This window comes from Anabaena sp. 54 (assembly GCF_017355725.1).
In the GTDB taxonomy this organism is placed as follows: domain Bacteria; phylum Cyanobacteriota; class Cyanobacteriia; order Cyanobacteriales; family Nostocaceae; genus Dolichospermum; species Dolichospermum heterosporum.
The window spans coordinates 37571-61841 of sequence record NZ_JAAVWA010000025.1 but is presented as its reverse complement, the minus strand read 5'-3'; the positions used below and the strand labels follow the sequence as shown (position 1 = coordinate 61841).

Here is a 24271-nt window from a genome sequence, read left to right as displayed (position 1 = left end):
TCCTGCGCCCTTACAGATTCTTTTTAATGATGGTGATGGTGGTGAGTAATAGCTGATTGTGAATTAACAGCCATTCCTTCCGTTTCCATCAACTCTGCTATATGTGCATTTGCCCATTCAGCAGCCATAGCTAAAAATTGTGGATCATCATTAACACAAGCCATTTGTAAATAATCTACATCTGGATGTTGTTTTTCCAAATCATGAATAATGTGATGCACATCTAACAAAGTTTCATGATTTTCTGTAGCAAAACCAATGGGCATAAATAGCAATACCTTTGCACCCAATTGAATCAAATTTTGAGCAGCTTGGGTAGCATTGGGTTGAGTCCATTCAATTAACGGTGTATCGTGGTTCAACCAACCCACAGAAATTAATGGGTAATTGTTAATTAACTTATTTCTGACTAACTCATACATGGCTTGACTTTCATCAATCCCAGAGGTAAAGCCTTTCGCTTTGTGGGGACAACCATGATTCATCAAGATAATCCCAATTTGCGAAGGTAAATAACCTGTAGCCAAATCAGTATGAATTTTTTCTTCTACCAAATGCGCCATTAAATCAATATATTTTGGCTCATTGTAGAACGAGGGAATGTATTTTTGGGCTTTAATCCAATGTTCATCACCATCAGCTAATTCTACCAGAGCATTATTCACCTGTTCAATCGCAATACCACTGGTAAAAATGGAATCAACAACCAATAATGGATAAATCAGCAGTTTGCTAAAGCCTTGATCTTTAATTTCGGCTAAAACTTGGTTTGGTAAAAAAGGAGCGCAGAAGTTAAAAGCTTTAAAAACTTGAACACCATTACCCCATTTATGTTGTAATTCGTGTTCAATACCCGCTCTTTGTCTTTCAAAAATGGCATTATGAGGGGAAATAAAATCATGATGTGTGTGTCCCCATTCATGACGATCGAATAATGCCAAAAGCTTTGCTAAAGGGGGATAAATCCAAGTGGGAACAGGAGCGAATTTAGCCGTCAGTAAATTTAAAGCTTGTTCGTTATAGTTAGCAAAATCTTCATAGCTTTCAACTTCGCCATAGCCCATAAGTAACACGGCTACACGGTCTTTACTGGGTAGATGATCGTGGCTATGGGTAGCGTGCAGTTTTTCGGGGGTTGCAACCACAATGAGTTCCTCAAGATAACCAAAACAGAGAGACAAGCCTAGACAATTACTAGATTATCTCTATCAATTTGTAGCATAATATCCTATCCAGGGGGATGGGATAAAAATAAAAATAAAAATACACATCTACATGAATAAATTAACCTGTGCAAAAGGCTCCCTACCCCAACTCCCCCCACTCCCCCCACTCCCCCAACTCCCCCAACTCCCCCCACTCCCCCAACTCCCCCCACTCCCCAACTCCCCAACTCCCCCAACTCCCCCACCCCCCACTCCCCACTAACGATAGAATTAAAATATATTGTTCACTATCAAGCCATCAAAAACCATGCCGTCTGATATTGCTGTCGAGAAGAAAAAATTAAAAAATCCACCTTTGCAAATGCACTACTTAGGCGATCGCGTTTTGCGTCAACCGGCAAAGCGGGTTACTAAAATAGATGACGAACTCCGCCTACTAGTGCGCGAAATGCTGCAAACTATGTATAGCTCAGATGGCATTGGTTTGGCTGCACCTCAAGTTGGCATCAATAAACAACTTATCGTTATTGACTGCGAACCAGATCAACCTAATCATCCGCCATTAGTGTTAATTAACCCTACCATTAAACAGGTTAGCAGTAAGCTCTGTGTGGCTCAGGAAGGGTGCTTAAGTATTCCTAATGTCTTTCTAGATGTAAAACGTCCAGAAGTGGTAACAATCGCCTATAAAGACGAATATGGTCGTCCCCAAACATTAACAGCAGGTGATTTACTCGGTCGCTGTATTCTTCACGAATTGGATCACCTTAATGGTGTGGTATTTGTAGATCGTGTAGAAAATTCCTTGACTTTAAACGAAGAGTTATCTAAAAATGGCTTCTCGTATCAGGCAGTGAAACCAGTAGTATAGGGTGGTCTAGTAGTGTATTTAACTCCAAAAAGCGGTTTATTTTTAGGTGGTGCTTGTGTTGCAGCGATCGCCGCTGTTGGTTCAGTTTTTGAATTGAGTTATGGAGAACCAGATTTTGGTGTCCCAACCACTGCCATTATCCTAGCTTTGAGCATTCCTCTCACCGTATTCTTTTTTATTGCCGCAGTGAGGGATGCACGAGATAATATAGGATAAGCATCAGGTATATGAAAAAGGTAAGAGGATGAATGAGGAATGCACACTTCACCCTTTTACCTTTTATTTTTTACTAAGTAATTGATGATTATAAATCATGAAAATTCAACTAAAACCAGAAACTGAAGAACTGATCCAGTCCTATATTGCCACAGGTCATTATACCAATGCCGACGATGTGATAATTAAAGCACTTAAAGTGTTATCGGAGTGGAAAAAAGAGGATCAGGAATGGAAGGAACACGCAAAAAAGTCGCTGTAGGACTTGCCCAAATTGACCGAGGTGAAGTGGTTAGTAGTGATGTTGTTATGGCTAGATTACAAGAAAAAATTAGAATTGCTCGTGAGAATAAAAAATAATGGAGTATATTCTATCTGTAGGGGCAAGTCAGGACATAGAATCTTTATTTTTGGATTTAGATCAATAAAATAGAATCATGCTACCAACTTCTACCCCCATACTCCGACTTTCCCAAGGACATCTAAACTTACTCGCAGCTTGTCCCCGTAAATTCCAACATAGCTACTTAGAACAACTAAATACTCCTCTAGATCCTAAACACGAAGAATATCAAATTTTAGGTAGTCGGTTTCACTTGCTTATGCAGCAGCGAGAAATGGATTTACCTATTAATAAATTACTACAAGCAGATCCTCAATTACAAAATTGGATGACTGACTTTAGCAAAATTGCTCCAGAAATATTTATAACTAATATTCATAATCAAACTTTTCGAGAAAGCGAACATTATCGAACATTACAAATTGGTAATTATCTCCTGACTGTCATTTATGATTTATTAATTGCTGACCAAAATCAATCTCAAATTCTCGACTGGAAAACCTATCCCCAACCACCAAAAAGAGCAACATTAGCTGAAAATTGGCAAACAAAACTTTATCTGTACGTCATGGCAGAAACTAGCAACTATTTATTAGAAAATATTTCCCTAACCTACTGGTTTGTGCAATCAAAAGAGCAAACTAAAAATATTAAATTTTGTTATAATCAGAAAGAACATCAGAAAACAGCACAGGAATTAAATCAACTATTAGACAATCTCACACAATGGGTAAAAGATTATCAGAATAATATATCATTACCACAAATTGCCAAATCTCAGAAAATATGTGAATCTTGTCAATATGCCATGAGGTGTCAACGTCAAAAAATCACACAAGCAACAGAAGATATTAACCAGCAATTTCCTAATTTAGAAAATATTGCTGAAGTATCACTTTAAATTAATGAATAAGATTGTCTCACGCAAAGGCGCAAAGGCGCAAAGAAAGAAATACAGAAGTTAGAATGTGGTTTAAAATGGAATGGATTTTAACAGGAACGGAACAACCTCCTGATTGGTTTATCGAATTAGTGAAAAAATACGTACCAACAACAGGTGGTAACTTTGCTGCTCAATTATTTTGGCAACGGGGAATTCAAGATCAAGAAAAGTTAGCGGCTTTTATTAATTATCAAAGTTATCAACCTGCCAATTCTTTTGAATTTGGACAAGAAATGAATTTGGCTGTACAACGGTTAATAACTGCGGGGAAAACAGGAGAAAAAATTGTTATTTGGGGAGATTTTGATGCCGATGGAATTACCTCGACTGCGGTATTATGGGATGGTTTAGGTGAATTTTTTCAGCAACATCGTCAATTAAGTTATTATATTCCCAATCGTTTAATAGAATCTCATGGTTTAAATCAGCCAGGAATTGATAATTTAGCCGCCCAAGGTTGTAAATTAATTATTACTTGTGATACAGGCAGTACAAATATTTCAGAAATCATCTATGCCCAAAATTTAGGGATAGATGTAATTGTGACTGACCATCATACATTACCACCAGAACGCCCTCCGGTTGTTGCCATTATTAACCCGCGTTATTTAGCAAAAGAACATCCTTTATATCATCTTTCTGGTGTGGCAGTTGCTTATAAATTGGTGGAAGCATTATATATAAGTTTGCCAGATATTCCCGAACATCCATTAACAGATTTATTAGATTTAGTAGCAGTAGGATTAATTGCCGATTTAGTCCAATTAAGTGGTGATTGTCGCTATTTGGCACAGTTGGGAATTCAACAATTACACACAGACTTTAAAAAAATCCCATCAGCCAGAAGAAGACCAGGAGTGGGGAAATTATTAGAATTATGCCAGAAAAGTGGCGATCGCCCCACAGATATTTCCTTTGGTTTGGGACCCCGCATTAACGCCGTTAGTCGCATTCATGGTGATGCTAGTTTCTGTATAGAATTATTAACCAGTAGAGATATGCAGCGTTGTCAACAACTTGCAGAAGAAACAGAATTAGCTAATTCCCGTCGCAAATCTTTACAAAAAGATGTCCAAGTCCAAGTTACTAAAAAACTCAGTCAATTAGACTTATCAACCACCAGCGTCATCGTTTTAGAAGATCCTCAATGGGCAGGTGGTGTTTTAGGTCTGGTTGCCGGACAAATTGCCCAAGAAATAGGGCGACCGACAATTTTGTTAAGTACAGAAGCAAAAGAAAATAAGACGGATTCTAGCCCATCTCTAGCACGAGGTTCTGCCCGTTCCATTAACTCCGTTGATTTATATCAATTAGTTCAAGAACAAGCCCATTTATTACATCGTTTTGGAGGACATCCCTTTGCTGCGGGTTTGAGTTTATTAGTAGAAAATATCCCCCTATTTACAGCCGCCATTAACCAGAAATTACGTCAATCTTTAGGAGGAATAAATCTCACTCCAACAGTGCAAGCTGATTTGGTGGTGACAGTTGCCGATTTAGGCAAAGATTTATTTTTAGAATTAAAACTATTAGAACCCTGTGGAATGGGCAATCCTATCCCCAAATTATTAATCAAAAACTGTTGGTTTGAAAATTCTTGGCATAAAAATCAAGAAGATTTAAAAGGAAATAAAATCCAATATATTAAAACTGACTTCAATATTCGAGATAATTCTACCAACAATCCGTTTCCGGGGATTTGGTGGGGACACTATAAAGAAGAATTGCCTATTGGTAGATGTGATTGTATTGCCGAAATTGATTTTAACAGCTTTAAAAAACGTTATGAAATTAGATTAATCGCCGTCCGTCCTAATACGGAAAGTGAATTAAAAACCAAAAATTCAGCATTAATTTTAGATTGGCGAAATCAGGAAAATTTAACCGAACTAACCTCAGAAAAATCATTATTAATTATGCAAGATTGCCCTACTAATTGGGATAATTTACGTTTGTGGGTAAAGCAATCACTAAATCAGAAAAAACAATTAGTTATTGCTTGGAAAAAACCCCATAATTTAGCTCCCAAGGACATTTGGTTAACTTTATTAGGCATTTCTAAATACCTGAGTCGAAAAAATCAACCTGTTACCCAAGTCCAACTTTTAGAGAAACTAGGTATTAGTGATCAAACCCTATATTTGGGTTTTCAAGCATTAAAATATTTAGGATTTATCATCCAACGTCAAGATAATCATCTACAAATAATCTGGGATTCCACATATCATTACCAACCAGCAGATCATGTTATTAACAAATTTTTAGCCGCAGTCAGAGAAGAACAATTTCAACAAGATTATTTTTTTCATGTGCCTTTATCTATTATTATTGCCATGATTGGTGAATAATCTCATTTCGTAAGTTGGGTTGACGGATGTTATACTCAAAACGGCTAGAAGCTGGACTTTTTTATCATACAAAGAACAGCCGATGCTCTGAAATCCTTCAGTGACCCTGATATATTAGTTGAAATCAGCGAACTAGATCAATTAATTGCGGACATCAGTAAAAACCTTTAATTAAGCCCCAAATATCGCGGTAGGCACGGGGGTGCTACCCCTACACTAAATCCAATTTTTCTGTATCATTAATTTTTTCTACCTACTTAACAGGTAACGGGTTTGGTAGGGGTGGAGGTTCTCAAACTTCTGCCCCTATTTAATGGTTACAGTTTTTAATAGATACCCAACTAGAGTCTGCTATGGGAGAACCATCTTCACCTAGCAAGCTGTAGTGTTCCTTTTTCCAAATTGGCGCATTATGTTTGAGTGTATCAATAGCATACTCACAAGCGGCAAAAGCCTCACCACGATGGGGACAACCCACAGCCACAACCACACTAATTTCCCCAACTAATAATCTGCCAATGCGATGATATATTACCACCCGACTCACATCAGACCATTGATGGCGAATATCATCAGCAATTTGATAAAATACCTGTAAAGCCATCGGTTCATAAACCTGATATTCCAAAGCTACCACAGACTTACCATCAGTTTGATTACGAACCATACCACTCATCAGTACCACAGCACCATTAGCAGGATTATCTGCTTTACTGTAGATTTCTTCCACAGACAATGGTGCTAATGTAATCCCAAAACCATCTTCAACCCTGGGTTTAGTTGTAATCATACATTCTCCTCATAAAAATCCTCAAATTTATTCATCCGCGTTTATCTGCGTTTATCTGCGTTTAATAATTATTCTATAAGTTTATAGTGTGGGTAGTTTAAAAACCGTAAAATCAGTTAAACTAATTTTTTCAACTATTCATAAAAACCACAATTATCTCATGCAAGTGCAACTCAGTGGATCTAAAAATCCCCTTGCGTATCTGCTATTAATTGCTCCTTTTTTCCTTTGGGGTACAGCAATGGTGGCAATGAAAGGCGTAATTCCTCATACTACACCCCTATTTATGGCTGGAGTCAGATTGATACCTGCGGGAGTATTAATTCTCATAGTGGCTGCATTCATGGGTAAACCCCAACCTCAAAGTTGGTTAGGATGGTTGTGGATTATTATATTTGCTTTGGTTGATGGTACATTATTTCAAGGCTTTTTAGCCGAAGGTTTAGTCAGAACCAATGCCGGCTTAGGTTCAGTGATGATAGACTCCCAACCCTTAGCAGTCGCTTTACTTTCACTCTGGCTATTTCAAGAACATATTGGTTTATGGGGATGGTTGGGGTTAGGTTTGGGAATTACAGGAATTAGTCTGATTGGTTTACCCCAAGAGTGGATTTTTCATCTTTTTGACTCAGGAATCACCATTTCCATAGATAATTGGCAAGAGTTATTTAATCGTGGTGAGTTATTAATGTTACTCGCTGCTTTATCAATGGCTGTGGGAACAGTGATGATTCGGTTTGTTTGCCGCTATGCAGATCCGGTAACGGCTACAGGATGGCACATGATTATCGGTGGCTTGCCTTTGTGGGGAATTTCTTCAGTATTAGAATCTCAACAGTGGGAAAATCTTGTCCTATCGGACTGGATGGGATTAGGTTATGCTACTGTATTTGGCAGTGCGATCGCTTACGGATTATTTTTCTACTTTGCCTCTAGTGGTAATCTCACCAGTTTAAGTTCTCTGACTTTTCTCACACCCGTTTTTGCTTTAATATTTGGTTATATTTTTCTCAATGAAGTCCTGACTACTATTCAATGGTTTGGGGTTTTTCTTACCTTAATCAGTATTTATTTAATTAACCAACGGGAAAATATCGGCGGAAATCAGAAACCTACTATCACCGATACAAATACCACATCTACTCAGAATTTAACAACCGCCAGTAATTCTCTTGATGTCTAACATTCAAAATCTCAAATCTACCCTCCTACCCCCACCCCTCAAACCCGGTGATTTACTGCGCGTCATTGCCCCCAGTGGTGCATTGCGAGAAGTTGAAGCTTTTAATCAAGGTGTGGAAATTTGGAAGTCGCACGGCTATCGGATTAAAATTGGCGACAATCTCAATGATAGACATGGTTATCTAGCTGGTACAGATGCCCACCGTCGTCAACAATTAGCCACAGCATGGCAAGATCCCGAATGTCAGGGAATCCTCTGCGCGAGAGGTGGTTTTGGTAGCACCCGGATTTTAGAAGATTGGACTTGGCAAGAAAATACCATTACCCCTAAATGGTTAATTGGCTTTTCTGACATTACAGCCCTGCTTTGGAGTCTCTACAACGCCGGGATTGCCAGTGTACATGGTCCCGTCATGACTACCCTAACCAATGAGCCAGAATGGTCAATCAAGCGGTTATTGGACATAGTAGAAGGTCGGGCGATCGCACCTTTAAAAGGTTGTGGTTGGGGTGGTGGTACAACTACAGGAATCTTACTTCCTGGTAATCTCACAGTCGCTACCCATCTTTTAGGAACACCGATTTTACCCAACCTTGATGGTGTCATCTTAGCCTGGGAAGATGTCACAGAAACACCTTATCGCATTGATAGAATGTTGACACAGTGGCGGTTGAGCAGGGCTTTATCTAAAGTTCGTGGTATTGCTTTGGGAGGGTTTACCAAGTGTGAAGCCCCACCTCACATACCTAGTTTTACTATAGAGGAAGTTTTGCGCGATCGCTTGGGTGATTTAGGTATTCCCATAGTTTCTAACCTCCCCTTTGGTCATGATAGCCCCAATGCTGCTTTACCTGTGGGTGTAAAAGTAACCCTAGATGGAGACAATGGGATATTGAGCTAGTAGTCTGTCAACCCGAAAATGAGGGGTGAAGGCAAGCAGGGGAGGTTGGGGAGGTTGGGGAGGTTGGGGAGGTTGGGGAGGTAGAGGAGGTAGGGGAGGTAGAGGAGGTAGGGGCGCAGGGCCTGCGCCCTTTCTCAGCAAGTCAGAAGGAAGAATTAGAGTGACGCAAGAATAATATTAAATCTGGGCGTTGCTGATTAAGGGTATGAATTTTAGTCTCACGCAAAGGCGCAAAGACGCAAAGGTAAGAGTTTCAAAGATTCAATTTGGGAATTTCATACCTCGATTCAGCAACGCCAAATCTGAAAATTTTTGGGTTTTTCTAGGATTTTATGAAGTAATTTATGCCTTCTACCGACATTGTTTCGATAATATCAGCCGCTTTTTTTAAACCACCGCTGTTTTTTAAAGTATGTGATATCCGATTCGTGGCTTCTTGATAAGTAGAATCAGCAAGTAAACTATTAATTTTTCTCGTTACTTCATTACTATCAAATTTTTGTTTGTTTAACCTTAAAGCAACTCCAATATCTACAAGACGAGCCGCATTATAATGTTGATCTCCAAAAAAAGGTAGAGCTAATATTGGTTTAGAAAAATACAAAGATTCGTTAATACTATTCATACCACAATGACTCACAAAAAGTACAACGTTGGCATGGGAAAGAACTGCTTGTTGAGGAACAAAATTTTCGATACGAAAAGAATCTGGCAAATTAGAAATATGATGATGTTGGTTTGCTGGTAATGACCATAAAACTTTTAATTTAGTATTTTTCAACCCCGTTAATAAGGCTTGAAACTGCCATTTTTCAATATTTACAAGCGTACCAAAAGCAACATATATAATGCCATTTGTTCCTTGTTTATCGTCTAACCATTGACTTAAAGAAGAACTAAGAGATGGAGGTGTTTTCGGAAAAATTGGCCCTACCATTTGTACCCAAGAAGGTAATTCTCTAGAAATTTCAATGCCAAAAGATGTCCCGACTATGATTAAATTTTTATCGTAAAGATTATTTAACTTTTTATTATTAGTATAACTTTGGCGCACTTGATTCTGTTTATTGGTATTAATTATAACATCAGGTAGGGATAAAATTGGACTGAGAAAATTAAGACAGCGTTCCCATAAGTTCATGTTCATAGAATAAGATGTCCCAAACTGTGGATCTTTGCTACTTTTTTTGACAAAATTGCCTAAAAATCTAGTTTGAATAACATAAGGTATATTCATTTGTTGGGCTAAATCCATTGCTGGAATCACAGCCCGATCAATAATTAATAGATCAGGATGATATTTTTCAAAAATAGGAATTAAACTTTTATACATGGGAGAATATAACTTGATAAAGTGTTGCCACATCATATTTTCACCACGTAAATTGTTTTTCTCTTGAGAAACATTTCCCCAGAAATTTTCTGGTTGATTATCATTGTTATTTTCTGTTTCAGTTAGCCTGATTTCCCAAGGAATAAATTCAGCACCAGTTGTAGCTATCCAGTTCTTGGCAACTTCAGAAATAACAAATTTAACTGGATATCCTCGTTCAACTAGTTCTTGGGTGATCGCTATCATTTGATTGGTGTGTCCCCTTAATGGTAGGGAAACAAACATGATATTTTTTTTCATTGTTTTTAACTAATACACTTCAGTAAGTTGGCGTTAAAAATTGTCGTTATGGTAAGGGAACAGGGAACAGATAAGAACCTAAAGTTTCAGAATTTAAAGCTAAGTTAAAAAGGGATGTTTTGAAAAGATGCGTAGCACGAAGTATACAGCATCCTTGCTTACATCTCACTATCAGTAAGGGTGGGTTTCTCCTGACTCCTGCTGTAAATCTTGAAGGTTAAAAATAGGCGAACCAAGCGTTATAATATGCGAGTTATACCTAATTTCAGGGAACTTTTGTTCAACTTCAAAAATGTCTAGTATAAATTTTGACCCTAAGCCTACAATCTCGATTATTCTATCTACTTACAATCGAGCAGAATACTTAAATGATTGCATAAACAGTGTACTTCAACAAACTTTTCAGGATTTTGAATTAATTGTAGTTGATGATGGTAGCCAAGATCATACTTTTGAAATTGTCAATGATTACTTACGAAAATTTAATCATATCCGTTATCTTAAACATCAGAATCGGAAATTAGCTTATGCCAGAAATGCGGGTATTCAAGCATCTTTTGGCGACTATATCACATTTCTTGACAGTGACGATACCTATAAACCCAATCATCTACAGTCACGGTGGGAATTTATGCAAGCTAATCCAGAGATTGATTTGATTGTAGGTGGATTTGAAATTGCAGAAGAATTTTTTGTTGCTGATTATTTCCAACCTGATCAGGTAATTAGCATTAGAGAGTGTATTGCGGGGGGAACATTTTTTGGAGAAAGACGCATATTTTTTGAATTAAAGGGATTTAATAATATTGCTTACGGAGAGGACGTTGATTTATGGGAGCGGGCTGAAAAAATTTTCAAGACTCAGAAAATTAAAGAGCCAGAAACCTATGTTTATACTAGAGCAGAAGATAGTATCACCAAAGTTTTTCTAGATGAAATTTCCTCTGCCAATTAACATATCTACTATCTGAATTTTGAAGTGAGATTGACAAGCCAATGGCAGGATTTACCAATGATTGCAGTTAGAGGTTTAAGTTGATTTTTTCGGCGTTGCTGATTAAGGGTATGAATTTTAGTCTCACGCAAAGGCGCAAAGACGCACTGAGGTTTGAGTTTTAAAGGTTCAATTTGGGAATTTCATACCTCAATTCAGCAACGCCATTTTTTCAATTGCATCTATAAAATATTTTAGATATTTCTATTTTAAAGAAAGTTATTTTTAGATGCAATTAATTAATCAGATCTGTAAATTGTCGTCAATTATCTAGTCTGTTTATGTAAGTTGTAAATTGACTATTTTTGGAGATTGGATAGTATTTGTGTGAATTGTGGGAGAATATGTTAGAATTATAGCAAAATATGACAACTATTCAAAGTTAATTTGACATAATTTTGTCTTTTGTCAAGTTGAAGCCTAAAATCTACATTTTTTTGGAGTTTTCGAGTTTATGACAACCTCACAGGAGAGGATTATCCCGACGGATTTGCGAGGTGAAATGTCGCGGTCTTATCTAGAATACGCCATGAGCGTCATTGTAGGTCGGGCGCTGCCAGATGCTAGGGATGGACTCAAACCTGTGCATCGTCGCATCCTCTATGCCATGCACGAACTGGGTTTACTACATGATCGCCCCTTCAGGAAATGCGCCCGTGTGGTCGGGGAAGTGCTGGGTAAATATCACCCTCACGGTGACACGGCAGTGTATGATGCCCTGGTGCGGATGGCGCAGGATTTTTCCATGCGATCGCCTCTCATCAGTGGACATGGTAACTTTGGTTCAGTGGACAATGATCCGCCGGCAGCAATGCGGTACACAGAATGTCGTCTGCACGCCTTAACCAGTGTTGCCCTCCTCCAAGATATTGAAGCCGAAACCGTAGACTTTGCCGATAACTTCGATGGTTCTCAACAAGAACCCACAGTTTTACCCTCCCGCATTCCCCAACTGCTGTTAAATGGTTCTTCGGGAATTGCTGTGGGAATGGCGACAAATATTCCCCCACATAACTTGGGAGAATTGATTGATGGATTAGTAGCCCTAATTCACAATCCCGAAATCACTGATATGCAGCTAATGCAGTATATTCACGGTCCCGACTTCCCGACTGGGGCGCAGATTTTGGGGGTGAGTGGCATTAAAGAAGCTTACACCACTGGACGCGGTTCAATTACCATGCGGGGTGTTGCCAATATTGAAACCCTTACCCAACGCAACCGTCCAGAACGGGAAGCAATCATCATTACCGAATTGCCTTACCAAACCAATAAAGCGGCATTAATTGAAAAAATTGCCGAATTGGTAAATGATAAACGCATTGATGGTATTTCCGATATCCGGGACGAGAGCGATCGCGACGGCATGAGAATCGTTATAGAATTAAAACGAGATGCCTATCCCCGCGTCGTTTTAAATAACCTTTATAAACAAACCCCCCTTCAAGCCAATTTTGGGGCAAATATGTTGGCACTAGTCAACAGTGAACCCCAAACCCTGAACCTCAAACGTTTCCTCAGCGTCTTCCTAGATTTCCGCATTCTCTCCATTGAACGCCGGACTCGCTATGAACTAAGGAAGGCACAGGAACGAGATCACCTATTGCAAGGTTTATTAATTGCCCTATCACGATTAGATGCAATTATTGTTTTAATTCGTCATGCACCGGACGCACCCACAGCCAAAGGGGAATTAATCACCACTTACGGACTGTCGGAAGTGCAAGCAGACGCAATTTTGCAAATGCAACTACGGCGATTAACAGCCTTAGAAGCTGATAAAATTCGCCTCGAACACGACGATTTACAACTTAAAATTAGCGATTTAGAGGATATTTTAGCCAGACGGGAACGGGTGCTAGAAATCATCGAAACGGAAATCAGCCAAATCAAAACTAGCTTTGCCACACCCCGGAGGACAGTAATTACTCATGGGGAAGGAGACATAGATGATATTGACTTAATTGCCAACGAAAAAGCAATTATTCTTGTCACCGAACAAGGTTACATCAAACGGATGCCCGTCAACACCTTTGAATCCCAAAGCCGTGCCACCAGAGGCAAAGCCGGTGCGAAAGTCAAAGATGATGATACCATCGAGCATTTCCTCACCTGCTGCGACCATGATAGTATTTTATTCTTTAGCGATCGCGGAGTCGTCTACTGCCTGAGAGCATATCAAATTCCCGTGAGTTCTCGCACCAGTCGCGGCACACCCATTGTGCAAATGTTGCCCATTCCCAAAGAAGAAAAAATTACCTCCATTGTCCCCGTAGACGAATTTAGCAGCGAAGAATATCTCGTCATGCTCACCAAAGGCGGTAACATCAAAAAAACTGTCCTAGAAGCATTTAGCCACATTCGCGCCAACGGATTAATTGCTATATCCTTAGAAGAAGGCGACCAACTGCGCTGGGTCAGAAGAGCCAGAGTTGAAGACAGCATAATTATCGGCTCACGTCAAGGTATGGCTATTCACTTCCGCTGCACCCATGATCAACTGCGTCCCCTGGGGAGAGCCACTCGTGGTGTAAAATCCATGAAACTCAAAAACAAAGACGAACTCATCGGCATGGATATCCTGCCAGCAGCTATTCTCGACACCTTGGACACAGGTACAGAAGCAGAAATCGAAGAAACTGTAGAAATCGAAAATAGCGAAGAAACCGCAGAAATTGTAGAAACCGCAGAAATTGCCGAAATCGAAAATAGTGAAGAAATCGTAGAAGTCACCAACACCAACAGTATTGGACCCTGGGTATTAGTCATTACCATGGGCGGTTATGGTAAGCGCGTTCCTGTTTCCCAATTCCGACTGCAAAACCGTGCTGGACAAGGTTTAATGGCTACCAAATTCAAAAACCGCAAAACCAAAGACAAACTCGCCACCTTAAGAATTGTTAACAGCGACGACGAAATCATGATGGCCACCAATCGTGGTATTATTATTCGTCAAGCCGTCAATGCCATTTCTATTCAATCAAGATCAGCTACTGGAGTTAAAGTGCAGCGTCTGGACGAAGATGATGCCATTACTGGAGTTGCTATTGTTCCCCCTGACACGGGTGATAATGGAGAACTAGAAGAAGCAGAATAGACAATTAACAAGATCCCCGACTTCTCTAAGAAGTCGGGGATCTGAATTCCTTTAGGTGCTTTAGGACACAAGGAGATGAGCAAACTCGGACAGCAAAAGATATCCAAATCCATCATATATTATACCTTATCTCTCCTCGGTGGCATACTCATGGGAGTAACCGTAGCCCCTATTGGTGCATGGTTCTTGGCCTGGATTGCCCTTGTTCCCTTGTGGATATTAGTTATTAACTATACATCCAAAACAGATCCCCCTGCCCCCCGCCCCCTGCCCCTTGCCCTGCTTTGGGGTATCGGTTATCACGGAGTTGCTCTGTCATGGATTACAGGGATTCATCCTATGGATTGGTTAGGTGTTCCTTGGTTGCCTAGTTTAACTATTACCCTCCTTTGTTGGGCATTTATTAGCCTGTGGGGAGGAATATTAGTTACTGTTTGGGCGGCTTTAATGGTGCGTCTAGATAGGGGAAATCCTTGGTTGCGTGTTCTATTTGGTACAGCTATTTGGTGTGGGTTAGAAAGTCTCTGGAGTGCTAGTCCTCTATGGTGGAGTTCTCTGGCTTACACTCAATCACCGCAAAATCTGGTAATTTTACATTTAGGACAGCTTTCTGGTCCGAATTCTGTCACGGCGGTAATTGTGGCGTTTAATGGTTTAATTGCGGAATATCTCACGCAAAGGCGCAAAGGCGCAAAGGAAGAGGGGAGTTTAGGGAAAGGTTTTGTTAATGGTTATTTAATTTTGGCTGTTTCCTTATTAATTATTTCTCATTTTATCGGCTTTATTCTCTACACTGCACCCCTAAATCTAACCTCAAGTACGGCTTTAAAAATTGGTGTTATTCAAGGTAATATTCCTAATAAAATTAAGGTTCTTCCTCAAGGTTTACGTCGGGCGATTACTGGTTATACTGAAGGATATTTAAATTTAACTAATCAAGGTGTGCAAGCTGTTCTTACCCCGGAGGCTTCTATACCTATTTTTTCTCGTGATTTACTTCAAACTCCTTTGTTAGCTGCTATTCGAGAAAAGGGTGTAATAGCTTGGATAGGTGCATTTGGTGAAAGAGGAAATAGTTATACAAATAGTTTATTTACAGTTCTTGGTAATGGGGAAGTTACCAGCCGTTATGATAAATCTAAACTTGTACCATTAGGAGAATATATTCCTTTTGAAAATATTTTAGGTGGACTGATTCAACGGTTATCACCCCTAGAAGCACATCAAGTTGCGGGTAAAGCCCAGCAAATTTTTGATACTCCTTTTGGTAAGGTAATTGTTGGTATTTGTTACGAATCTGCTTTTGCGGAAAATTTTCGTTATCAAGCTTCTATGGGTGGGAAATTTATTCTCAGTTCGTCGAATGATGCCCATTATACGGCAGCAATGGCAGATCAACATCATGCCCAGGATATCATGCGGGCAATTGAAACTGATAGATGGGCGGTGAGGGCAACAAATACAGGCTATTCGGCATTTATTAATCCCCATGGGCAAACTCTCTGGAAATCGGCTTATAATACCTATCAAACCCACGCAGAAACTATTTATCCCCGTCAAACTCAGACTTTATATGTGCGTTGGGGTGATTGGTTAACTCCTTTATTGTTGGTTCTGAGTGCTTTGAGTCGGATATTCCAAAGCCTTGTACTTTTTTGTGATAAAAATCCGCGAAACCCTTATTACAGTAAATTGTCATCAAACCCGGAACAAGAACCCCGCCCCCAACCCCCTCCCCGCAAGCGATGAGGGGGCTAAGATGTACCTCATAAGATTGGAAATCGCTGTAATAAGGGACTTCCAAGAAATAAATTATCCTGATTAACGAACCACGGAGGCGCAGAGGACACAGAGGAATAAGGGTTTGAGGGATTTTTGCGTTGGGTGGTTTATCGGTTGTCAAGAGATTGCTTCCTTTCACTCGCAATGACAACTCATGCAGCACAGGTTTATTATATTAGAGACTTCCAATCAAAAAAATATCCCAAAATTTCTTGTGGTGCGGGCATACTATGGCTAACGCCACGCTACGCTATCGACAAGCTCAGTACAAGTCTTGCCCGCTAATCATCAAGGACGGGCAAGGATGCCCATCCCACAAAATTGGATCATTTTTTTTGTGGAGTTCTCTAAATGGTTTTAGCTTTACTCAGCCTGCCCTATTTATGAGAAAATCCTAGACAAAACAATCTGAGTTATGTCCGCAATTTCCCATATTTACCACCTCTTCAAGCAACGGGAGACATTCACCTGTAGCAATCATCATCAATAAATCCCCTTTTTCTCAGACATAAATATAGAAATTATGTCCTAACTTTTAGATCAAACCACTTGATTTTCTGAAATTAATTCGTAAAAATACAAATAAGTCTAACATCTTGTAGGCTCTCTTGGTGACAACTTAACCTTATCCAATATCTAGAGTCCGCTTGCGCGGACTTTTTTATTTATCTGGATATTTTTTACATTTTTATCTCAGTTTTTAACTTTTCAATTTGTTGATTAAAGTATGATTCTTGATGTTTAAGTTGTTGTGCTATTGCTAATCCCTTCTGAAATGCTGTTAATGCTTGGTTATATTCTCGCCGTTCTATATATAAGTTGCCAATTTGATCATAGGCTGACATTAAACCATAAAAATTGTGAGCTAATGTTTGTATTTCCAAAAGAATTGCGCCAGTTTGCAAGGCTGCATCTACTTGTTTTTGTGACCGATAAAAAGCAACTAATTTCTCTAGTGCTTCTCCAGCCCTAGCGTATTGCTCTAATTGCCATGCTGTAGTATAAGCTGCTTGATAATTATCGAAAGCCTGTTGTTTTAATGTGGGATTTTTTTGGGCTAGATATTCATAATTTGCTGCTATGGCTAATTTTAAAGCGGGAATTTCACCGAGATTTTGGTCACGAGTATAAAGAAGGACTAATTTATTTAATATATCTATTGCTGCTTGGGGTTGTTTTCCTCGCCCATAGATATAAGCTAATTGTTGTAAATATCCCAATTCATTAGTTTTATCACCCTGATTAACTGCCAAATTTAATAGTTTTTGGTAAGTATTGGCAGCTTGGTTATAATCAAACCAACTTAAATATAATTCTCCAATATTCTTTAAAGTCTCTATTTCTCCAGATGAGTCCTGTTGTTGTTTAACTAATGTTAAAACCTGTTCATAAGCTGATATTCCCAATTTAGGAAGACGGATTTTTTGATAAGCTTTACCCAGGAGTTGCCATAATTGTAAATCCGCGCTTTTTTGTTGTCCTATCTCCTTTTGAATTACTTGTAATCGCTGACTAATATATCGCACCTCGTCCCGTTCATTTTGATTCCAGGCGATTTCTCCCACCCCTGATAACGCTTCTATCTCAGCCAATGTACCTAAATAACGTCTTAATCGTAGTTCACGATTCCAAACCTCAAAGGCTTTCTTTCTGTCTCCTCCTTGTAGTGTCACCTGTGCCTCTTGATTTAACCCATCTAAATCTGTCCTTAATTTTTGCAATTCTGTTAATGTTAATTGGCGTTTATCTGGTAAATTTGGTAACAGTGGATCAGGTAAAATCATTTCTAGGGGATTGGGAGGAAACTTATCCATATTTTCAACTTTTTTTTCCTGGGCAAGGGTGCTAAAAATACACAAATGCCACACAATAATAGTGGTAATGATGAAAATAAAACGCTGTAGCATGGTGAGTTTACCTTTATTACACTAATTAAACGCAGCATTGCAGGTTATGAGATGACTTAATTTAGGTTATAAGCAAATATCAAGCTTTTCAAGTATTCTGATTTACTAACTTTTTATTTATTTCTTCTTCTTCCTGTTATTCAGCCTTATTCCTCCTGACTACTGACTCCTTTCTTAATTAATATGAGTAAAATAATTCCGGCAATTAGTGTGAAAAACTTTAGTTTTTACTACAGCAAGCAAAAAATCCTGGAAAGTCTGTCAATGGATATTCCCCAAAATAAAATTATTGCTATTATGGGACCTAGTGGCTGTGGGAAATCTACTTTTTTAAAGTCTCTCAACCGCATGAGCGATTTGGAGGGAGAAGTCCACACAGAAGGGAAAGTAGAGTTTTTTGGGCAAAATATTTATGAGAGACGGATTAATCTCAATCGTCTCCGTCGTCAAATTAGTACAATTTATTCCAAACCTAATCTTTTTCCCATGAGTATCTATGATAACGTTGCTTACGGGATTAAATTAGTTGGTTGGCGACCAAAACCAGAATTAGATGAAGTTGTGGAGTTAGCTCTTAAATCTGCGGATATTTGGGAAGAGGTCAAAAACAAGCTCTATAAGCCGGCTTTAGAACTATCTTGTGGTCAACAACAACGACTGTGTATTGCCCGCGCTTTGGCTGTAAAACCCCAAGTTATTCTCATGGATGAGCTTTGCAGTGGACTTGATCCCGTCACTACCACAAAAATTGAAGAACTCATTGAGTGTTTGCGTTCTGAATTGACAATTATCTTTATCTCTCAAAACATCCAACAAGTCTCTCGTCTGGCTGATTTCACGGCTTTATTTCAATACAATCAGAATCATGTGGGACGATTAAGAGAGTTTGCATCAACAAAAAAAGTCTTAGCTCAAGCTACAGATTATCGTACCCGCGATTATGCGACCAGTTATTCCCGGTAACTATACCAGGAGTCAGGAAGAAGAAAATTATTTACCAATTACCAATTCCCTGTTCCCTGTTCCCCGTTCCCTGTTCCCTATTTTAAAAATGAACGCAGCAGGAAAAAACTAGCAATGGATTTAGCATCTACAGGTTCTCCTACCAAAATGGCTTTTTCCAATTCTTCAGGAGTTAGTAATACTGTCTCAATATCTTCGTCTTCGTCTTGTGCTGGTGGTGTTTCTAGCTTTTCTAAATCTCTGGCAATAAAAGCATAGATAATTTCATCAGAATAGCCAGGAGCAAGGAAAAATTCTCCTAATTTATCCCACTGACGAGCATGATAGCCAGTTTCTTCTGCAATTTCCCGTTTGACTGTTTCTAAAGGATCTTCATTGGGTTCTACAGTTCCCGCCGGAAATTCCAATAATCTTCCCTGCACTGCAAACCGATATTGACGCACAAGTACCAGTTTACCGTCTGCGGTTATGGGTATAACCAGAGCGCCACCGGGATGACGAATACATTCCCATTCCCCTTCGGCTTTGTTGGGTAAACGCAAGCGGTTAACTTCAAAGTTGAACTTGCGTCCTTTATAAAACAAGCGTTGCTTGAGCAACTGTGGTAATTCTCTACCTAATGGCATAGTAAATTCTACCGTCTGTGAATACAGAGAACTTATACGGGGGTTTTCTGTTGTTATCAGTTCTTTTTGGATTGTAAAAATGGTAATTTTTCCACCCACTACAATAAATGTACATCATTTGTGTTGATCTCTAGTAGTAAATCTTGAATTACTCGTTGAGATATAGGGTCTATCCAATCTGGAGCAATTTCTGCCAGAGGGACTAAAACAAAGGCTCGTTCAGCCATGCGAGGATGGGGAATTTGTAGATTTGGTTGCTGTAAAATTAAGTCATCATATAATAATAAGTCTAAATCTAAGGTACGTGGACCCCAGTGTTCCTGACGCACACGCCCAAACTTTTGTTCAATGGTGAGTAATTGTGCTAATAAGGCTTGTGGTGAAATCTGCACTGATAATATCGCGCAACCATTTAAGTAGTCTGGTTGAGTTGGGCCTATGGCTTTGGTACGATACCAATGAGATTGGGCTTGTATGCTTATGCCTGATGTTTGGGCTAAGGTTTCTAAAGCTCCTGTGAAAATGGCTAGGGAGTTACCTATGTTACTACCAAGGGCGATCGCCGTTCTAGCCGCAGTTTGTACCATTCTTTAAGACTCCTACACACCTGGGTTTTTTGAATGTGGGATGTGATGTCCACAATAAGTGCAGAAATCACACACCTACAGTTCAAATATCATCAGGATTGATACCTAATGATCTTAAGTAAGTTGCTAATTTCTCCTTTTGTTGTCGTTCTTGTTCAGCCATTTCCTCTGCTTGTTGTTGGGCTAAAGTTGCTTGTTGGGCAATTTCCTCTGCTTGTTGTTGGGCTAAAGTTGCTTGTTGGGCAATTTCCTCTGCTTGTTGTTGGGCTAAAGTTGCTTGTTGTCTTGCGTCTTCTGCTTGTAAACGAGCTTGTCTTTCAACAATAGCCCTTTCATCACCAGTTAATAGCAAATTTCCCACATCATCCCACCAACGAACCCACGGTAAACCATCATTTTCTATTAAACCTAATTCCACACCCATAGGATAAATTGGAAAATGATTACGCTCGTTTGGTTGCATCTTTTCATAACGCCCATCAACTAAGCGATAAACTTCCAGTAATGCTTTTCTCGCTTCAAAAATTGCATAAAAAGGAATATGAATTGCTTGTTCATAAACCCAGAATTTACCAGCTTTTTCTGTTTCACTCGGAGGAGTTGCGTCTCTTTCTTCTGAACCATTTCCCGAAACAAACTCAATGGCAATTAATGGTGCGACAAACTCTTTCCATAATACATAGGAACGACGATATTCTCCATTGAGAAATGGTGGTACATTAGGCACATAAAACCAATCAGGAGCTTCTGCACCTTTTTCAGGTGGTTCAGTTAAACGCCAATAAATACCGCTATCTTGACCAATACAGTAGTTTCCATCTGGATGTAGTTTCTGTAATACTGGCTCAATGGAACTGGTTAAGACTATACTTTGTGGATGCTCCTGGAAATTTTTCACGAAAGTTCCGTCTGAATCTGGTAGTTGCGTATGATCTGGTAATGTGAATTTATTGGTGTGAATGTCTTGACTTGGGGGAGTAGTGGGATTAATCACTGCTTGAGTGGTTTCCATAGTAACTCCAGGATGTAAGTAGGTTGGCGTTAAAAATTGTCGTTATGGCAAGAGGCAATAGACACTCATGCAAGAGTGAAGAAGTTTTGAGCGATTTTACCTTTCTTCACATACCCTTAATTTTTTCTGTTGACCTAATCATATTGGTTTAATTTTAACAGTAGACACTAAAAAGTTGAAGTGTTTGAATCAGATAATTAAATTTAGCTTGATCATAGACAATCACAAGGGATTCCTAGGTCGCGCTTCGCTATCGCATTTTTTTGGGTCAAATTTGAGTGCTTGTTGCCAAGATGCGATCGCTTCTCTCCATTCTCCTTGCAATGCCGATAATTTCCCCGCTAAGGCATGAAAGTCTGCATGACTATAATACAAAGCTAAAGCTTGATTGTTGTGCATTGCTGCTTCTGGATAACGCTTTTTTGAAAACAGATCCAGGGCTTGTCTGTGATACCAGATAGCTTGGTCATGGAGAGTAATCAAGTCGGACAAATCGGCTTTACAGCGTCTACAAGTTGGAGAGTGGGGAGGCAATGGAGAAGTCTGGCTGTCAGTTTCTCCCCCTTGCGTCCCTACTGCCCTTGTCGGACGATAAATTGCTCCACAAACAGGACATTTCATAATTACTACTCTCTATTTCCTATTCATCATTCGTACTAGCGTAGTACAGCAAATCTGAGAGTTCTTCTTGTAACTGGGATAATTCTGGACTCTTGTTAGCACTGGCATTTTCAATCTGGGCTAATAAGTCTTGTAATTCCTCTGCTTGTTCAGAATCTAGTGTGGGCAGTGTTTGTTGAGCGCGGTCTAAAAGTGCTGCTAATTCTGGAGCTATTTCTACTACTGAGATTGTTTCTTCTGTGGAGATTTCGATAGTTTCATCAACTTCAAACAAGGCATCTAAATCTGCCCTTGCTTGCTTCAATTCATGGCTAGAAAGCTTCTCAATCCCTGCATTATTGACTACTAGCGTTCCCTGTTGCCCTTTGCCTTTTTCAGTAGTAGTGACAGTGAGAATGCCATTCACGTCAAAGTCAAAGTGAACCTCAACTTGAATACCCCCTGCTGGTTTGGGTGGTAAGTTCTCGACTCTAAAATCACCTAAAGGCACATTTTCTTCAGCGATCGTATTTTCTCCCTGAAAAACTTCAATTCCTACGGCTTCTTGTTCATCAGACACGGTGTAATAAACCTGAGAGCGAGAAACGGGAACAACGCTGTTACGGGGAATAATCACACTGAAGAAACCGGGCATAATCCCCATTGGTGTGGACACCGCCGCAGCAATACCCAAGGAATGGGGAATTACATCTACAAGAATGGCATCTACAGATTCACCTACCAACACCCCAGCTTGTAAGGCTGCTCCCAAGGCCACACAAAGGTCGGGTTGAATACCATCACTGGGATTCTGTCCCAGATGTTCTGATATCATTTGTTGGGCTAGGGGAATGCGTGTTGAACCACCAACTAAGATAATTCGGTCAATATCACCGGGTAATAGGTCTGCATCGGTGAGAGCGCGGTCAATAGCCTCTAAGGTTTCTGTTAATAGGGGGCGAATCAACTTTTCCAAATCTGCTCGCGCTACTTCTGTTTCTAGATGGAGTGCAGTCTTGCCCTTACTACCTAAAAAGGCTTCTCGAACTGTGGCGAAAGCATGGGAACTCAAATCAATTTTTAACTGCTCGGCTGCTCGTAAAAGACGCGCTTGGGTGACAGCATCATCTGGAACATCCACACCATGCTGTTTACGAAATAGATCCACTAGATAAAGTTGCAACAGCCTGTCAAAATCGTCTCCACCCAAGCGATTGTTACCATGAGTTGCTAATACTTCTGTGACTTCGCCTGTAATTTCCACTACCGACACATCAAAAGTACCACCTCCCAAATCATAAACCAAAACCCGTTCTGTCTCTTCGGAACGCAAATCATAAGCTAAAGCGGCTGCTGTTGGTTCGTTGATAATTTGCAGTACCTCGAAACCAGCAATCTCTCCAGCGGTTTTGGTTGCTTGTCGTTGAGCATCCGTAAAGTAAGCGGGAACTGTAATTACTGCTTGGGTAATTGTTTCTCCTAAAGCATTTTCAGCCCGTTGTTTGAGGGCGCGGAGAATAATAGCGGAAACTTCATGAGGTAAGTATTCTTTATCTCCTAAAGTGGTTTTGTGGTCAGTTCCCATCCACCGTTTAATTGACTTCACGGTGCGTTCGGGAGCCGCAGCATATTGACGCAGTGCTTCTCGTCCCACTAGCACTTTACCCGTATCGCTAAATCCTACACAGGAAGGTAAAATCAGATCGCCATCTTCTCCTGGCAATACCCGCACCTGTCCGTTTTCGACAATTGCTACTTCGGAATTTGTTGTTCCTAAATCAATACCGACTGCTTTCATAGTTCTAAATTTAGAAGTTTTTGCCTCTGGTGCGATGCCTACGGCGAGCGAAGCTATTGCACAAGCTCACACCGTAGTAATTACAAAATATCGTATTTTGGCAGCATGACAGCTTCACCATTAGAGATAAGATTACAAGATATTGACCAAATAATTCATAAAAGAAGGGAACAGGGAACTCTTAACTGGGAACAGGGAACAGGGAACAAATAAGAAACAAAAGTTGCTGAGTTTAAAGCTCAGTCAAAAAAAGGATGTTTTTTTCGTGCTACGCATCTCAAAAAACAGTGTCATTATTTCAATCTCATGTTTTTAAACATGAGTTTTTCCTGTTCCCTGTTGCCCGTTCCCTGTTCCCTCTGAAAATTCTTGTCTGTCAGGGCAATGCGTCGGGTTGCGCTGTCGCTTAACCCGACCTACAAAAAATGGACAAGGTATTGATTTTGAGACACCATTAGCCAAAACCTGGCATTTTTTTGTGGTAAAAATCCGCGAAACCCTTTGTTAATAG

The 24271-nt window shown here is 39.7% G+C and carries 20 protein-coding genes; 11 read left to right on the top strand and 9 right to left on the bottom strand.

Going from position 1 to position 24271, the window contains the following annotated elements:
* Positions 1–23 precede the first annotated feature (23 nt).
* Positions 24–1145 (bottom strand): ferrochelatase, encoded by a 1122-nt coding sequence (locus HEQ36_RS19330; RefSeq protein WP_168467047.1) that lies wholly within the window; start codon positions 1143–1145, stop codon positions 24–26.
* 328 nt (positions 1146–1473) lie between these two features.
* On the opposite strand from HEQ36_RS19330, the gene def reads away from it, so the two are divergent.
* The 5 genes from def to recJ all read left to right on the top strand — a co-directional run bounded on the left by def (position 1474) and on the right by recJ (position 5887).
* The gene (def, locus tag HEQ36_RS19325; RefSeq protein ID WP_168635396.1) at positions 1474–2037 is read left to right on the top strand and encodes a peptide deformylase; all 564 of its coding nucleotides are present in this window, start codon (positions 1474–1476) and stop codon (positions 2035–2037) included.
* 12 nt (positions 2038–2049) lie between these two features.
* The gene (locus tag HEQ36_RS19320) at positions 2050–2253 is read left to right on the top strand and encodes a hypothetical protein (RefSeq protein ID WP_027403670.1); all 204 of its coding nucleotides are present in this window, start codon (positions 2050–2052) and stop codon (positions 2251–2253) included.
* 231 nt (positions 2254–2484) lie between these two features.
* Positions 2485–2613: a hypothetical protein gene (locus HEQ36_RS26065; RefSeq protein WP_325064579.1), complete on the top strand. Its 129-nt coding sequence runs from the start codon at positions 2485–2487 to the stop codon at positions 2611–2613.
* A gap of 77 nt (positions 2614–2690) precedes the next feature.
* Positions 2691–3497, top strand: coding sequence for a PD-(D/E)XK nuclease family protein (locus HEQ36_RS19310; protein WP_168635395.1), 807 nt, complete (start codon positions 2691–2693; stop codon positions 3495–3497).
* A gap of 77 nt (positions 3498–3574) precedes the next feature.
* Positions 3575–5887 (top strand): single-stranded-DNA-specific exonuclease RecJ, encoded by a 2313-nt coding sequence (recJ, locus tag HEQ36_RS19305; protein WP_168635394.1) that lies wholly within the window; start codon positions 3575–3577, stop codon positions 5885–5887.
* A gap of 310 nt (positions 5888–6197) precedes the next feature.
* Here the strand turns inward: recJ and HEQ36_RS19300 are convergent, their stop codons facing one another.
* Positions 6198–6677 (bottom strand): molybdenum cofactor biosynthesis protein MoaE, encoded by a 480-nt coding sequence (locus HEQ36_RS19300; protein ID WP_168635393.1) that lies wholly within the window; start codon positions 6675–6677, stop codon positions 6198–6200.
* A gap of 160 nt (positions 6678–6837) precedes the next feature.
* Between HEQ36_RS19300 and HEQ36_RS19295 the strand changes: the two genes are divergently transcribed.
* A complete protein-coding gene (locus HEQ36_RS19295; RefSeq protein ID WP_168635392.1) occupies positions 6838–7860 on the top strand; it encodes a DMT family transporter in 1023 nt (340 codons plus the stop codon).
* Complete coding sequence (locus HEQ36_RS19290; RefSeq protein ID WP_168635391.1) at positions 7853–8761, top strand: LD-carboxypeptidase; 909 nt, start codon at positions 7853–7855, stop codon at positions 8759–8761. The genes HEQ36_RS19295 and HEQ36_RS19290 overlap by 8 nt, the downstream gene beginning before the upstream one ends.
* Before the next feature lie 322 nt (positions 8762–9083).
* Here the strand turns inward: HEQ36_RS19290 and HEQ36_RS19285 are convergent, their stop codons facing one another.
* Positions 9084–10394, bottom strand: a complete 1311-nt coding sequence (locus HEQ36_RS19285) for a glycosyltransferase (RefSeq protein WP_205748419.1) — start codon at positions 10392–10394, stop codon at positions 9084–9086.
* Positions 10395–10686: 292 nt separating this feature from the next.
* Between HEQ36_RS19285 and HEQ36_RS19280 the strand changes: the two genes are divergently transcribed.
* The 3 genes from HEQ36_RS19280 to lnt all read left to right on the top strand — a co-directional run bounded on the left by HEQ36_RS19280 (position 10687) and on the right by lnt (position 16234).
* Positions 10687–11349 (top strand): glycosyltransferase family A protein, encoded by a 663-nt coding sequence (locus HEQ36_RS19280; protein ID WP_168635389.1) that lies wholly within the window; start codon positions 10687–10689, stop codon positions 11347–11349.
* A gap of 493 nt (positions 11350–11842) precedes the next feature.
* Positions 11843–14485: a DNA topoisomerase (ATP-hydrolyzing) subunit A gene (gene gyrA, locus HEQ36_RS19275; protein ID WP_168635388.1), complete on the top strand. Its 2643-nt coding sequence runs from the start codon at positions 11843–11845 to the stop codon at positions 14483–14485.
* Between the two features lie 75 nt (positions 14486–14560).
* Positions 14561–16234, top strand: a complete 1674-nt coding sequence (gene lnt / locus HEQ36_RS19270) for an apolipoprotein N-acyltransferase (protein WP_168635387.1) — start codon at positions 14561–14563, stop codon at positions 16232–16234.
* A gap of 713 nt (positions 16235–16947) precedes the next feature.
* Here lnt and HEQ36_RS19265 read toward each other — a convergent pair.
* Positions 16948–18174, bottom strand: coding sequence for a lipopolysaccharide assembly protein LapB (locus tag HEQ36_RS19265; RefSeq protein ID WP_168635386.1), 1227 nt, complete (start codon positions 18172–18174; stop codon positions 16948–16950).
* Between the two features lie 183 nt (positions 18175–18357).
* Between HEQ36_RS19265 and HEQ36_RS19260 the strand changes: the two genes are divergently transcribed.
* Complete coding sequence (locus HEQ36_RS19260; protein ID WP_039199698.1) at positions 18358–19137, top strand: phosphate ABC transporter ATP-binding protein; 780 nt, start codon at positions 18358–18360, stop codon at positions 19135–19137.
* A 77-nt stretch (positions 19138–19214) separates the two neighbouring features.
* On the opposite strand, the gene HEQ36_RS19255 is transcribed toward HEQ36_RS19260, so the two are convergent.
* The 5 genes from HEQ36_RS19255 to HEQ36_RS19235 all read right to left on the bottom strand — a co-directional run bounded on the left by HEQ36_RS19255 (position 19215) and on the right by HEQ36_RS19235 (position 23760).
* Entirely contained in the window at positions 19215–19763 is a 549-nt protein-coding gene (locus HEQ36_RS19255; protein WP_027403682.1) for an NUDIX hydrolase, read from the bottom strand.
* Positions 19764–19861: 98 nt separating this feature from the next.
* Positions 19862–20350 carry a 2-amino-4-hydroxy-6-hydroxymethyldihydropteridine diphosphokinase gene (gene folK, locus HEQ36_RS19250; RefSeq protein WP_053537735.1) on the bottom strand — a complete coding sequence of 163 codons (489 nt, stop codon included), beginning with the start codon at positions 20348–20350 and terminating at the stop codon, positions 19862–19864.
* Between the two features lie 82 nt (positions 20351–20432).
* Complete coding sequence (locus HEQ36_RS19245; RefSeq protein ID WP_234413384.1) at positions 20433–21311, bottom strand: Uma2 family endonuclease; 879 nt, start codon at positions 21309–21311, stop codon at positions 20433–20435.
* 273 nt (positions 21312–21584) lie between these two features.
* Entirely contained in the window at positions 21585–21983 is a 399-nt protein-coding gene (locus HEQ36_RS19240) for a lipopolysaccharide assembly protein LapB (protein ID WP_053537737.1), read from the bottom strand.
* A 19-nt stretch (positions 21984–22002) separates the two neighbouring features.
* Positions 22003–23760: an Hsp70 family protein gene (locus tag HEQ36_RS19235; protein ID WP_168635385.1), complete on the bottom strand. Its 1758-nt coding sequence runs from the start codon at positions 23758–23760 to the stop codon at positions 22003–22005.
* Positions 23761–24271 lie beyond the last annotated feature (511 nt).